Genomic DNA, 12,884 nt, shown 5'->3' with positions numbered 1-12,884 from the left:
GGGCTTAGCCGGTGCAGCCCTGAATATCGACGGCGTGATCGTCGCCCAGCACGGTGATGCGCACCCGAGAGCGGTCAATCATGAAGGGCTTGCCGTCCATATGCATAAAGCGGTTTTCGGTGACCAGCGTGTTGCCGTTACGGTGGGTCGACGGTTCGGACGCCCAGACTTCGGGCAGGCCCGCTTCGATCACGGCGTCTTCGGCGCCGCCGCTGCTGGGCATGTCGATTTCGGTGCGCAGGGTCAGGCCACCCCCGGCGGGCATGACGGTGCAGCGCACACGGCCGACGCTGGCCTCGCGCGCGGTGAACGGCACCGAGGCCAGCGCCGAGGCGATCATCGGATCGGGGCGCGTGTCGGGCGCAAGCCGCGCCGAAATCCGCAGTGTATGGGGCACGCAGATATCCTTGCACAGCCCCATCTGCATTTCGGTTTCCAGATGGATGTCGCCCGGCCCGCGCGGATGGATTCGGATCGGCAGGACCAGATCGTCCTTGTACCCGATGGACCGCATTCCCGATTGCCAGAACACATGCGGCGTCGGCCAGACCACGCCCAGGCTTGCGATATTGCGCGATCCGGCCCAGTCGAACAGCGGCGGGATGCCGGCATCGCCGGGCGCGCGCCAGTAGGTCTTCCACCCCGGCGCCAGCGTCAGGTGCAGCGCGGCAATGTGGTCGCCGTCGGGCAGGCGCCAGCCGGGGCGCAGCTGGGCTGTGACCGGTTCCTCTGCGGCGACGGGGGCGGCAAGCGCGCTGGCCAGCACGAGGCAGGCGGCGAGGGTCTGTGTCAGGCGGGTCAACATGGGTAACACATGCGGCCCGTCGAATCCGTTCGCAAGTCACATCGCAGCGAGCGATGCGTGCGGGGCGCGGTGTGTTGCCGCTGCTCCCTTGCCAGCCTGCCCTTGCAGCGCCATGTTGGAGGGACGCCCACACACGCAAGAAAGGCTTTCATGGACATCGCTTCGGACGCTTCCGACCTGACAGGCCGTATTCTGATCGCCATGCCCGGCATGGGGGATCCGCGCTTTGAACACGCGGTCATCTACATGTGTGCGCATTCGGACGAGGGAGCGATGGGCCTGATCGTCAACAAGCCGTCCGAGGATGTGACCATGGCCGGGCTGCTGGAGCAGCTGTCCATGGACGCGGCGCCCGGGCTGGAACGGCGGCAGGTGCATTTCGGCGGCCCGGTGGAAATGGGCCGGGGATTCGTGCTGCATTCGCCCGATTACGCATCCGGGCTGACCACGCTGAAGGTGGACGACGCGTTTCACATGACCGGCACGCTCGACGTGCTGGAAGGCATCGCGGTCGAAGAAGGCCCCGCCCAGTGGATGGCGATGCTGGGCTATGCGGGCTGGGGGCCGGGACAGCTGGAAACAGAACTGACGCAGAACGCCTGGCTGGTCTGCGAGGCGTCGCCCGAACTGGTGTTCGGCACCGCCGATTCGTCGAAATGGGAGGCGGCGCTGAACTCGATGGGCGTGCCCGCGCATCTGTTGTCGGGCGAAGGCGGCACGGCCTGATCCGTCGCCTGATCGCCGTTCAGTTTCTAGGGGCGGCGGCGCGGCTCAGCCGGTCGTTGATCGCCACGCCCAGCCCCACATGGGGCACCGGCATCACCGCGATGCGCGGCGCCCCCGTGGCATCCAGCCGGTAGAGATATTCGAACAGGTTCGCCGCCGCTTCGACCAGATCGCCCGTTGGCGACAGGTTCAGATCGCAGCTTTCGACCGGGCCAAAGGCCAGGCGTGCCTCGTCCGGTTCCCACTCTGCCGCGTTCAGCCGCACCAGCGCGCTGGGTGCGTAGTGCGAGCCAAGCTGGCCAGGGGCCGATATCTGCTCGCTGTCCTTGCGCTGCGCCACCGGGCGGCCCAGCAGATCGGTCAGTTGTTCGCAGGTGACGCGGCCGGGGCGCAGCAGCGTCGGCTTGCCCGCAAGCCCAAGGATGGTGGATTCCAGCCCCACGTCGCAGGCGCCGCCGTCCAGCACCGCGTCGATGCGTCCATCCAGCGTTTCCAGCACATGCGCCGCGCGCGTCGGGCTGATTCGTCCGGACCGGTTGGCTGACGGGGCGGCCACCGGCACGCCCGCCGCGCGCAGCAGCGCGCGGGCCACCGGGTTGGCGGGCACCCGCACCGCCAGCGTGTCCAGCCCCGCGGTCACCAGTTTCGACAGGCGCGCGCCCTCGCGCAGCGGCAGCACCAGCGTCAGCGGCCCCGGCCACAGCGCATCGGCCACGCGCTGCGCCATGTCGGACCAGTGCACATAGGCCTGCGCCGTCGCAAGGTCGGCGAAATGAACGATCAGCGGGTTGAACGACGGGCGGCCCTTGGCCTCATAGATCCGGGCGACCGCGCGGTCGTTGCTGGCATCCCCGCCAAGGCCGTAGACCGTCTCGGTCGGAAAGGCGACAAGCCCGCCGCCTTGCAGTACCGTGGCGGCGCGTGCCAGACCCCGGGGGGATGCTTTCAGACGTAAAGTATCGGTCATGTGCTCGTGACGCCGCGTTCCTGTTGCCCTAAAGTGCGGGATGGCTACCCTGCCGCCGCGAATGATCCGCTTTGACTAGCGGAGCCCTCGCGTCTTGCCAACCTTGATCGGAGCTTGCCCATGCCGTACCGCGCCCCCGTTCGCGAATTTTCTTTCCTGCTGGACAAGGTGGTGGGATTTTCCCGTGTCCAGAGCGCGGACTGCTTTGCCGACGCGACTCCCGACATGGTGGGCGCCGTCCTGACCGAAGCGGCCAAGCTGTGCGACGAGGTGATGGCCCCGCTGCAACGCGTGGGCGATCTGACGCCGGCGGTGCTGGAAAACGGTGTGGTGCGGACATCGCCCGGCTTTGCGGACGGCTACAAGGCGATCGCCGACGGGGGCTGGGTGGCGATCACCGCCGATCCAGACCACGGCGGGATGGGACTGCCGCTGGCGGTGGCGACGGCGGTGAACGATATGATGGCCGGAGCCTGTCTTGCGCTGCAACTGAACATGCTGCTCACGCAAGGCCAGATCGAGGCGCTGGAACACCACGCCGACGACGCGTTGAAGGCGCTGTACCTGCCCAAGCTGATTTCCGGCGAATGGACCGGCACCATGAACCTGACCGAACCGCAGGCGGGGTCGGACGTGGGCGCGCTGTCGTCAAAGGCCGAGGACAACGGCGATGGCACCTATGCGGTTTCGGGGCAAAAAATCTATATTTCCTGGGGAGATTCGGATTTCGCGGCAAACGTCTGCCACCTTGTTCTGGCCCGCCTGCCGGGGGCGCCTGCGGGCACAAAGGGCATCAGCCTGTTCATGGTGCCCAAGTTCATCCCCGATGCCGATGGCGCTCCGGGTGTCGCGAACAGCCTCAGGGTGGTCAGCCTCGAACACAAGATGGGGCTGCACGGCTCACCGACCTGCGTGATGAGCTTTGAGCGCGCCACAGGCTGGATGGTCGGCGCGCCCGGCGGCGGTATGAAGGCGATGTTCACCATGATGAACAACGCGCGGCTGGGTGTCGGCGGGCAGGGCGTCGGCAGTGCCGAGGCCGCCTATCAGCAGGCGCTGGCCTATGCGAACGAACGGCGGCAGGGTCCGGCGGACTATGACGCCATCATCGGCCACGCCGATGTGCGCCGGATGCTGGCGACAATGAAGGCCGAGGTTTTCACCGCCCGCGCCATCGAACTGGACTGTGCGGTCAGCATCGACATGGCGCGCGCGACGGGTGACGCGGCCTGGACGGCGCGTGCCGCGTTTCTGACCCCCATCGCCAAGGCCTTTGGCACCGACATCGGCTGCGAAGTCGCGCAGATGGGCGTGCAGGTGCACGGAGGCATGGGCTACATCGAGGAAACCGGCGCGGCGCAATTCTATCGCGACGTGCGGGTCACGGCGATCTACGAGGGCACCAATGGCATTCAGGCGATGGACATGGTGGGCCGCAAGCTGATGGACGGTGGCGATGCCGCCTTTGCCCTGCTGGACGAAATCGAGGCTGCGGCCGAAGCCGCCAAGTCAGCGCTGCCCGATCTGGCCGGCGCCGTGTGGGAGGCTGCGGAATCCCTGCGCGAAACGACCGAATGGCTGGTCGCGCAGGACATGACGGCGCGTTTTGCGACCGCCGTGCCCTATCTGCGAAGCTTTGCGCGGGTGCTGGGCGGGCACTACCACCTGCGTGCGGCCATGGCCGAACCGGACGGCGCGCGCGGCAAGCTGGCGCGGTTCTATATCGCCCGCCTGCTGCCGGAACACGTCGCGCTGCTGGCGCATGTGCGCGCCGGGGATGGGGGGCTGATGGACATCACTCCGGATGACCTTGCCGCATGAGACGCATCTGCCTGGGCACTGCGCCATGATACGCAACCTTTTCGACTCCCCGCCCGAACCCGGCGCCGCAACCGAAATCGCCGACGGGGTGCTGTGGATGCGCCTGCGCTTGCCGATGGCGCTGGACCACGTCAACGTCTACGCGCTGGATGACGGCGACGGCTGGACCATCGTCGACACCGGCATGAATTCGGCGCGCACCCGCGCCGAATGGGACAGTCTGCTGGCCGGCCCTCTCGCTGGCAAGCCGGTGACGCGGGTTCTTCTGACACACCATCACCCCGATCACGTCGGGCTGGTGGGCTGGTTCATGGAACGGGGCGCCGAACTGGTCACCACGCGCACCGCCTGGCTGATGGCACGGATGTTGCAATTGGACGAACAGGACCGGCCGCCTGCCTCGCAGATCACCTTTTGGCAACGCTGCGGCATGGATGCGGCGCTGCTGGGCAGGCGGGCGGACGAGCGCCCGTTCAACTTTGCCGATGTCACATGGCCGCTGCCGCTGGGATTCACCCGCATCGCGCAGGGCGACACGATCCGCATCGGCGGTCGCGACTGGGATGTGCATGTCGGGCATGGCCACGCGCCGGAACACGCGACCCTGTGGTCGCGGGACGACAATCTGGTGCTGTCGGGGGATCAGGTGATCTCGACAATCAGTTCCAACATCGGCGTTTATGCCAGCGAACCCGAGGCCGACCCGGTGGCCGACTGGCTGGAAAGCTGCGAGCGGCTGCGCGGGCTGACGCGCGACGACCAGCTTGCGCTGCCGGGGCACAAGCTGCCCTTTACCGGGCTGCCGTTTCGCCTGACGCAGCTGATCGAAAACCACCACTCGGCGCTGGACCGTCTGGCGCGGCACCTCAGCACGCCGCAGGCGGCGACGGACTGCTTTCCGGTCCTGTTCAAACGCAGGATCGGAGAAGCGGAATACGCGCTGGCCATGGTCGAGGCGATGGCCCATTGCCAACACCTGTGGCACGAGGGGCGCGCGACGCGCCGCCCGCGCCCCGATGGTGCGTGGGAATGGCAGGCGGCGTAACCATGCGGAAAGATCCGGGCACCACGGTTTGAACGGATGACAAAGCGGGATTTACGCGCTACCCATTCGGAAACGCACACAAGCCCAATTCAAGACCCCAGGGAGGACGGCACATGGCCGAACACGAGCACGAACACGGTTCCATGGACATCACCACGCAGCAGGAAACCTTTGCCGGCTTCGTCAATTTCACCATCAAGACGGTGGGCGTGATCTTTGTTCTGGTCGTCATTCTTGCGCTCTGGGGCGCCTGACGGATCGTTCCGCGCTTGTTCTTGTTTCGTCGATATGGACCCCGTGCCGCCAGAACCTTTCCAGAACGGAGCGGGACCGAATGAACCTTCGAGCCGCGGGTCTCGCGACCCTCGTCGCGCTGGCGCTTGCCGGGTGCAGCACGCCCGGCAACAATCGCCCCAACGCCACGCCCGAACAGATCGCCGCCGTCGCCTATCGGCATGACGGGCCCCCGGCGATCACGCTGTTCACCATGATCAGCAACAGCACCAACGAAGGCGCGCACAGTTCGATCATGATAAATGCGCCATCGCAGCGGATCATCTATGACCCGGCCGGGTCGGTGCGCGCCGACTACATCACCGAAGCGGACGATGTTATTTACGGCGTCACCCCGACCTTCGAAAGCTTCTATGAACGCGCCCATGCGCGCGAAACCTATCGCGTGCGCATCCAGCGTGTCGAAGTGCCTGCCGCCGTCGCCGAACAGGCGCTGCGGCTTGCGATGACGAGCGGATCGGCAAGGCAGTCGATGTGTGCGAAATCCACCTCGTCGATTCTTGCCCAGCTGCCGGGGTTCGACTCCGTCCGCCCCACCTGGTTTCCCAAGAAACTGGCGGCGCAGATGTCGCAGTTGCCGGGCGTGACCGACCGGATCCTGCGTGAGACTGACGACGACGACAAGTCTCTGGCGCTTGCGCTGCACCGCCAGCATCTTGCCCGCACCGCGTCTGCGACAGGGACCGAAACAGGACCCGAGACGGGGCAGGGGGCAGATGAGGGCACACAGCGGGCGGTCGTCAGCCAGTGATCACAGCCAGGCGCCGAAGATCAGCACCGCGGCGCCCGCGATCATCGCGACCGGCACATTGCGCATCAGCGTCGCAATGGCCAGCGTGATCGCTGCCGACCCCAGGCGCACCGGGTCCGGCTCGCCGCCCGTCGCGGTGGGCCACACCACCAGCGGCATCACCAGCGCGGGCAGTACCGAAACGGCGGTATAGCGCAGATGGCGCATCACGGCGGGGGGCATCGCGCGATTGCCCACCAGCCCCAGAAAGACAAAGCGCAGCGCAAAACTGCCGACGCCCAGCCCCAGGATGACGATCCAAAGTTCGGTGCGCTCGATCATGCCCGTGCCTCCGCGCGGCGTTCGATTTCGGCTCCGGTCGCCATGCCAAGCCCGGCGGCCACCAGCAGTCCGAAGTTCCACGGCATCCAGACGAACAGCAAGGCCGCCACTGACGCCACCAGCGCCGCCATCCGGTGCGCGCCCGAATTCAGAGCCGGCCCGATCATCGCGATGAACGCGATCGGCATGGCGAAATCCAGCCCCGTGTTCATCGGAATGGCCGAGCCGACCAGCGCACCGACGACGGTGAAGCCGTACCAGAACGGCGCAATGGGGGTGACGGAGCCGAGGAAATAGGCGAATTTCCCGGATGTGCTCTGCGCGGTGTTGCGTTCGAATTCGACGATGGACAGCGCGTAATTCTGATCCAGTGTCAGATAGGCCGCGACGGCGCGTTTCCACAGGGGCAGGTGCCCCAGGTGGGGCGTCAACGACGCCGAATACATCGCCATCCGCAGGTTCACCGCCAGCGCCGACGCCAGCACCACAAGCGTCGGTGCCTCGTCGCGCATCAGCTGCAGCGCGGTGAACTGAGCGGCACCCGCGATGACCGCGATCGAAAAGCCGAGCGATTCAAGCACGTTCAAGCCCGCATCCGATGAAACAACTCCGAACAGCGTGGCAAAGGGGATGATCACCAGCGTAAAGGGCAGCGCGTCACGCACGCCTTTCCAATAGCTCGACTTTACGCCAACGGATGCCATCAGGTTTCTCCAAGATCCTTGTCTGCCGAAAGGCGTAGCCAAGCCCGAGGCAAGATGCAAACGCCGCCTGATGAAGGGCGCCACGGGCACGGGCACGGGCCGGACGGACGCCGACGGGGCGCCGCCCTATCTGCGCAACCGGCCGAGGCCGACCTGACGCGGCGCATCTATCTGGTGCCGTACACGGCCGTGCGGTTGACGATCGGCTTCGATTTTCCTTCTGGGTATCCGTCCGGGTTCGCACAGGCGCTGACCGGACGGGATGATCCCTTTGCGATGTGGGCGTGGCGTGCCGGCAGGTTTGACGATGCCCCGAAGCGCAATTCCCGCTTTGACCTTGCGGGGCAGATCAACCGCGGCGTGGCGGGGGCGGGTCCTTTGCGGTTCAACGGTTTGCAGCGCAAGATCGACGTGCCGAGCCGTAGGAAACCCCTGTGCGCGCCTGCCTTCCCGTAGCTGCGCGCGGCTGAAATCATCGCGCGCGGGGCGTTTTCCTGCTGGCAGATGGGCGGGGCCGGGGCGGTCGGCGGGCAAGTGATCGCCGGACTGCCGGTCCTGCACAGGGCGCGCCAGAGGTTCCCCGACCAGATTGCGGACTGGCCGTTCGAACCGCTGGTCCGCCCGTCGCGTTCGGGGAGGTATGGCCATCACTGCGGCGCAACGCCGTCGCGCAGACGACCGGGCTCGGAGAGATCTAGGATGCGGTTCGGGTTGGGCGGGACGCCCGCGCGCTTGCAAGGCTGTCCCCGACCGAACCGGCTGCGATGCCGAAGGCCAGCGCGTCCGAAGACGGCTGGATCCCCGGGCTTGGCTTTGAACAGGCGCTGGACGGCGCGCTTAGTCGAACGTGCCCGCCACACGACCCAGCAGCATGAAGGCCCGCGACGAGCGCGTGTTGGCAAGGTCCGACAGTTCCGAATCCGACGCTTCGGGGGCGAAACGGGCGACCGCACGGTCGAACAGGCGCAGGAAGTGATGCGCCGCGTCGCGAAAGATCGGGTCCTGCTTCATCCGTCCCGCCGTCAGGGCCAGCGACGACCGGTCACGCACCCCTCCCAGCGCCGCGATCTCGCGTCCGCGGGCGCCGCTGGCAAACGCGCGCCAGATCTCGGTGCGGGCCATGTCGGGGCGCAGGTCATCCATGTAGATCCCGTCCTGGCTCAGCAGCGTCAGCACATCCTGCGCCGCCTGGATCAGCTGCGCGGCGGGCCGGTCCTTGAGCGCGCGGCGCAGCGCGGCAAAACCGGCGGCATCCTCGGCGGTTTCGGGAAAGTTCAGCGCGCGGATGAAATCGGCGTTGGACAGCGGCGGTTGCAGCGCGTCGGCGGGGGTGCCCAGCGACAGGGTCGGCTGATCCTCGGGCTGCGCAGCTGCGGGGGCCGTGGGCGCGGCGGGGGCTGCGCTGTCCACCGCGCGCTGGGCGGTGATCATCGCCATCGCCGCTTCGGTCTTGCGCTGGGTCGCGACGATTTCATCGAGCTTGCGGGCGATGCTGCCGTTCGTCCGGTCGCCCCGACCGGCCTGGGCCTGCGCCAGATACGCGTTGCGGATCGCGTCGATGGCGGTGTGAAGCCGGGCGCTTTCCTCGCGCATCACGCGGCTGGCGCGGGCGGATGTGGCCGCGACCCAGATCATCGCCACGGGCATGAACACGACCATCATCGTCAGGACAAAACGCAGCCCGTCGGCCCCGTCGCCGCCATAAAGCACGAAGAAGGCCCCCGACAGCATCAGCCAGCCGACGCTGAGCGCGGCGGCGGCGATTTCGATCCCCGTCGCGCCGCCTTTTGCGGGGCGGACATAAGTCCCGATGGGCGTCGGGCGGCTGTCGTTGCTGTCGGCCATCGGCGGACCCTACCTGTAAGAGATACTGATGATCTCGTAGCTTTTTTCACCGCCGGGGGTGCGGACCTCGACGCTGTCGCCTTCTTCCTTGCCGATGAGCGCGCGCGCGATGGGCGACTTGATGTTGAGCAGGCCCTTTTCGATGTTGGCCTCATGCTCGCCGACGATCTGCCAGGTCTTTTCTTCATCGGTGTCTTCGTCGACAAGCGTCACCGTCGCGCCGAACTTGATCGCACCGGACATCTTGGACGGGTCCACGACCTCGGCCAGGCTGATGACGGCCTCAATCTCCTTGATCCGGCCTTCGATAAAGCCCTGCTTTTCGCGTGCCGAATGATATTCGGCGTTTTCCTTTAGGTCGCCAAGCTCGCGCGCCTCGGCGATCGCCTGAATCACGGCGGGCCGCTCGATCGACTTGAGCTTCTTCAATTCGCTTTCAAGCGCGGTAAAACCCGCGCGGGTGATCAGTATCTTTTCCAAGGAGGGTGCTCCTGAACGTACGGTTCGTGCATTTCAGTCTAGGTTACGCACATAACGTGTGCAGGTGCACCTGTTCAAGTGCGGAGAGGGACATCGGCGGGTGTTGCGGCGCGGGTTGCCGGACAGAAGCTTTGCGGTGATGCGTTGCGGGCGCATTGACCAATGCCGCATCGCCGCGCTAGGTGTTTTGAAATAATGTTGCGCCCCTGCTGTTCGCGGCGCGGCAAAGGAACGTCGGAGGAAGCCAGATGAACGGGATCGAGCGAGAAAGCATGGAATACGACGTCGTGATCGTCGGCGCGGGGCCTGCGGGCCTGTCCGCGGCGATCCGGCTCAAGCAGCTGGATGCGGATCTGTCCGTCGTCGTGCTGGAGAAAGGGTCCGAAGTCGGTGCGCATATCCTGTCGGGCGCGGTTCTGGACCCGTGCGGGCTGGACAAGCTGATCCCAGACTGGAAGGCCAAGGGCGCGCCGGTCACGGTGCCGGTCACGGAGGACAAGTTCTATCTGCTGGGCGAGGCCGGCAAGCTCAGCATCCCGCATTGGCCGATGCCCAGGTTCATGTCGAATCACGGCAATTACGTCGTGTCCATGGGGAACGTCTGCCGCTGGATGGCCGAACAGGCAGAAGAGCTGGGCGTCGAGGTGTTCCCCGGCATGTCCTGTTCCGAACTGGTCTATGGCGACAACGGCGAGATCAGGGGTGTCGTCGCCGGGGTGTTTGGTCTGGAGGCCGATGGCAGCTACGGCCCCAACACCGAACCGGGGATGGAGCTGCTGGGCAAGTATGTCTTCCTGTCTGAAGGCGTGCGCGGTTCGCTGTCCAAAGAGGTCATGGCGAAATACGATCTGTCGGCCGGCAAGTGCCCGCAGAAATTCGGGCTCGGGATGAAGGAAATCTGGGAGATCGACCCCGACAAGCACCAGCAGGGCCGGGTCGAACACACCATGGGCTGGCCGCTGGGCTCGAACGCCGGGGGCGGCGGATTTGTCTATCACATTGACAACAATCAGGTCTATGTCGGGTTCGTGGTGCATCTGAATTACACGAACCCGCACCTGTACCCCTATATGGAATTCCAGCGCTGGAAGCATCACCCGCAAATTGCGAAACTGCTCGCGGGCGGCAAGCGGGTCGCCTATGGCGCACGCGCGATTTCCGAAGGCGGCTATCAGTCGATGCCCAAGATGGTCGCCCCGGGCGTGGCGCTGCTGGGCTGTTCGGTCGGCATGGTCAACGTCCCGCGCATCAAGGGCAACCACAACGCGATGCTGTCAGGCATCGCGGCGGCCGAGGCAGCCCATGCCGCGCTGGCCGAGGGCCGTTCCAGCGACGAACTGGTCGCCTATGAAACCGAGGTGCGCAACGGCGCCATCGGCAAGGACCTGTGGAAGGTACGCAATGTCAAGCCGATCTGGTCGAAATACGGTCTGACGGGCTCGCTGACCCTGGGCGGCATGGATATGTGGACCAACGTGCTGGGCTTTTCGCTGTTCGGCACGATCAAGCATGGCAAGAACGATGCGCAGATGACCGAACCTGCGGCGGACCACAAGCCGATCGACTACCCCAGGCCCGACGGCAAGCTTTCGTTCGACCGGCTGACCAACGTATCCTTCGCCTTCACCAACCACGAGGAAAGCCAGCCCTGCCACCTGCGGCTCAAGGACGAAGCCGTGCCCGTCAAGGTCGATTACGCCAACTACGCCGGGCCCTCGCAACGCTACTGTCCGGCAGGGGTCTATGAGTTCGTCGAGGGTGACGACGGCCCGCGCTTCGTCATCAACTTCCAGAACTGCGTGCACTGCAAGACCTGCGACATCAAGGACCCCGCCCAGAACATCACCTGGACCACGCCGCAGGGGGGGGACGGGCCCAACTATCCCAACATGTGACGCTGGCCGACCCGAGCGCGGGCTCAGGGACTTTTCCGGGATTTGGCTCTTGCACCCCCTGCGCCAGTTCCGCTAAACGGGTCGGCGGAGAGGTGGCCGAGTGGTCGAAGGCGCACGCCTGGAAAGTGTGTAGGCGGGGAACCGTCTCGAGGGTTCGAATCCCTTCCTCTCCGCCACTTGCCCCCGCGAAAGCGTTCTCCCGATCCGGCTGCGGCAGGATTTGTCCGTTGTATTCAAGGGCTATGTGCTCTCGGCTTTGCACTGGCGTCCTTGCCGTGGCAGCCGGACCTGTTCTCTTGATCCCGATATTCTCCGGACCTCTCGACTATGCGCATTCGGTGTAGAGCCCGTAAACAGTTGAAAATATGCTGATAGTTCCCCGCGCCACCTGAATACTCCGATGGCAGTGGCATTCACGAGATGGAACTGAATTCCAACCAGCCGCTGGCTGAGCCTTGGTTGGTAGACTTCGCCTGGGCGTTCAGTTTTGGTTTAGGAAAGCTGAAATGGTCCTTCTTCCCACTTGTTTTGAGTAAACGTGTTCATCTGGATACCGAGCCGTCCCGGATCCTCCACCAATAGGTATTTCCATACACCATGCTCACCGAGGCGATTGACGGCCTCGACCCACCGCTCAGCCGCCTTCGACTTGGCGTCTGCATCATCAGTAACCTGGCCCTTGATCTCGACGATGACGTTTTCGTCTCGATCAGTGACAACGATGAAGTCGGGGATGTAGCGCGACAGCAGGCCACGATGCCGGTAGGGAATTGTAAACCCTAGCCGGTCGTTCTTGACCCATCTCTTCACGCCCGGATGGCTATCGAGAAGGAAGGCGGCACTTTGCTCCCACTTCTTCGTGTCAGCCACCATCGCGTTCAGATGACATCTCGTGACCGGGTAGATCGGCTTCGTTGTGTGGAAATCGACGTAGAGCGTGCTTCCTCTACCGGCTGCACCCTGGGGGATGATGGCAACTTCGCCGCCGCCTGTCGCAGATCCCTTCTTGATGGCTTCTAGGAGAGAGCCGATCGCAGCCTGCATGTATTCGCCGACCAGCAGCACGTCACACGGCCGACTGTCGCCCTTTCGATCAAGCTTTTCTGCAAGGAAACGCTTCGCTGCGAATGCGATCTTTGAGCTACTCCCCATCGGTTGGACAGGATCTGGCGTAATTCAAGCTACTCGTTGCACCTGCTGATCGGGGTTGGTTGTTTCATTTCTCTGCCA

14 protein-coding genes and 1 tRNA gene are annotated in these 12,884 nt (G+C 65.1%); 8 read left to right on the top strand and 7 right to left on the bottom strand.

What is annotated here, in order from left to right; translation table 11 throughout:
- Positions 1–4: 4 nt before the first annotated feature.
- The gene (locus ATI53_RS08930) at positions 5–805 is read right to left on the bottom strand and encodes a protein-disulfide reductase DsbD domain-containing protein (protein WP_111550225.1); all 801 of its coding nucleotides are present in this window, start codon (positions 803–805) and stop codon (positions 5–7) included.
- A 150-nt stretch (positions 806–955) separates the two neighbouring features.
- Between ATI53_RS08930 and ATI53_RS08925 the strand changes: the two genes are divergently transcribed.
- The gene (locus ATI53_RS08925) at positions 956–1,531 is read left to right on the top strand and encodes a YqgE/AlgH family protein (protein WP_009505328.1); all 576 of its coding nucleotides are present in this window, start codon (positions 956–958) and stop codon (positions 1,529–1,531) included.
- A 19-nt stretch (positions 1,532–1,550) separates the two neighbouring features.
- Here the strand turns inward: ATI53_RS08925 and ATI53_RS08920 are convergent, their stop codons facing one another.
- Positions 1,551–2,498: an L-threonylcarbamoyladenylate synthase gene (locus ATI53_RS08920; RefSeq protein WP_111550224.1), complete on the bottom strand. Its 948-nt coding sequence runs from the start codon at positions 2,496–2,498 to the stop codon at positions 1,551–1,553.
- 120 nt (positions 2,499–2,618) lie between these two features.
- On the opposite strand from ATI53_RS08920, the gene ATI53_RS08915 reads away from it, so the two are divergent.
- The 4 genes from ATI53_RS08915 (at position 2,619) to ATI53_RS08900 (ending at position 6,409) form a co-directional block, all read left to right on the top strand.
- Positions 2,619–4,319 (top strand): acyl-CoA dehydrogenase family protein, encoded by a 1,701-nt coding sequence (locus ATI53_RS08915; RefSeq protein ID WP_111550223.1) that lies wholly within the window; start codon positions 2,619–2,621, stop codon positions 4,317–4,319.
- Positions 4,320–4,344: 25 nt separating this feature from the next.
- On the top strand, positions 4,345–5,364 hold the full coding sequence (locus ATI53_RS08910) for an MBL fold metallo-hydrolase (protein ID WP_034452877.1): 1,020 nt from the start codon (positions 4,345–4,347) through the stop codon (positions 5,362–5,364).
- Positions 5,365–5,477: 113 nt separating this feature from the next.
- Positions 5,478–5,618: an aa3-type cytochrome c oxidase subunit IV gene (locus ATI53_RS08905; protein ID WP_009505335.1), complete on the top strand. Its 141-nt coding sequence runs from the start codon at positions 5,478–5,480 to the stop codon at positions 5,616–5,618.
- An 80-nt stretch (positions 5,619–5,698) separates the two neighbouring features.
- Positions 5,699–6,409: a hypothetical protein gene (locus ATI53_RS08900; RefSeq protein WP_111550222.1), complete on the top strand. Its 711-nt coding sequence runs from the start codon at positions 5,699–5,701 to the stop codon at positions 6,407–6,409.
- On the opposite strand, the gene ATI53_RS08895 is transcribed toward ATI53_RS08900, so the two are convergent.
- Positions 6,410–6,730, bottom strand: a complete 321-nt coding sequence (locus tag ATI53_RS08895; RefSeq protein WP_009505338.1) for a branched-chain amino acid transport AzlD family protein — start codon at positions 6,728–6,730, stop codon at positions 6,410–6,412. It abuts the gene before it with no gap.
- On the bottom strand, positions 6,727–7,434 hold the full coding sequence (locus tag ATI53_RS08890; RefSeq protein ID WP_111550221.1) for an AzlC family ABC transporter permease: 708 nt from the start codon (positions 7,432–7,434) through the stop codon (positions 6,727–6,729). The genes ATI53_RS08895 and ATI53_RS08890 overlap by 4 nt, the downstream gene beginning before the upstream one ends.
- An 18-nt stretch (positions 7,435–7,452) precedes the next feature.
- On the opposite strand from ATI53_RS08890, the gene ATI53_RS08885 reads away from it, so the two are divergent.
- Positions 7,453–7,890: a hypothetical protein gene (locus ATI53_RS08885; RefSeq protein WP_146609901.1), complete on the top strand. Its 438-nt coding sequence runs from the start codon at positions 7,453–7,455 to the stop codon at positions 7,888–7,890.
- 381 nt (positions 7,891–8,271) lie between these two features.
- On the opposite strand, the gene ATI53_RS08880 is transcribed toward ATI53_RS08885, so the two are convergent.
- Together ATI53_RS08880 and greA are read right to left on the bottom strand one after the other, a co-directional pair.
- Positions 8,272–9,279 carry a hypothetical protein gene (locus ATI53_RS08880; protein WP_009505343.1) on the bottom strand — a complete coding sequence of 336 codons (1,008 nt, stop codon included), beginning with the start codon at positions 9,277–9,279 and terminating at the stop codon, positions 8,272–8,274.
- Between the two features lie 9 nt (positions 9,280–9,288).
- Positions 9,289–9,759, bottom strand: coding sequence for a transcription elongation factor GreA (gene greA, locus ATI53_RS08875; RefSeq protein ID WP_009505344.1), 471 nt, complete (start codon positions 9,757–9,759; stop codon positions 9,289–9,291).
- Between the two features lie 248 nt (positions 9,760–10,007).
- Between greA and ATI53_RS08870 the strand changes: the two genes are divergently transcribed.
- Positions 10,008–11,654, top strand: coding sequence for an electron transfer flavoprotein-ubiquinone oxidoreductase (locus ATI53_RS08870; protein ID WP_111550219.1), 1,647 nt, complete (start codon positions 10,008–10,010; stop codon positions 11,652–11,654).
- A gap of 86 nt (positions 11,655–11,740) precedes the next feature.
- A tRNA-Ser gene (locus ATI53_RS08865) sits at positions 11,741–11,830 on the top strand.
- Positions 11,831–12,146: 316 nt separating this feature from the next.
- Here the strand turns inward: ATI53_RS08865 and ATI53_RS08860 are convergent.
- Positions 12,147–12,719 carry a hypothetical protein gene (locus ATI53_RS08860; protein ID WP_211315394.1) on the bottom strand — a complete coding sequence of 191 codons (573 nt, stop codon included), beginning with the start codon at positions 12,717–12,719 and terminating at the stop codon, positions 12,147–12,149.
- Between the last annotated feature and the right edge of the window lie 165 nt (positions 12,720–12,884).

It is taken from the genome of Salipiger aestuarii, assembly GCF_003259905.1.
In the GTDB taxonomy this organism is placed as follows: Bacteria; Pseudomonadota; Alphaproteobacteria; order Rhodobacterales; family Rhodobacteraceae; genus Salipiger; species Salipiger aestuarii.
Note: the sequence above shows the minus strand (reverse complement) of the source record. Positions and strands in the feature narration are given on the sequence as shown.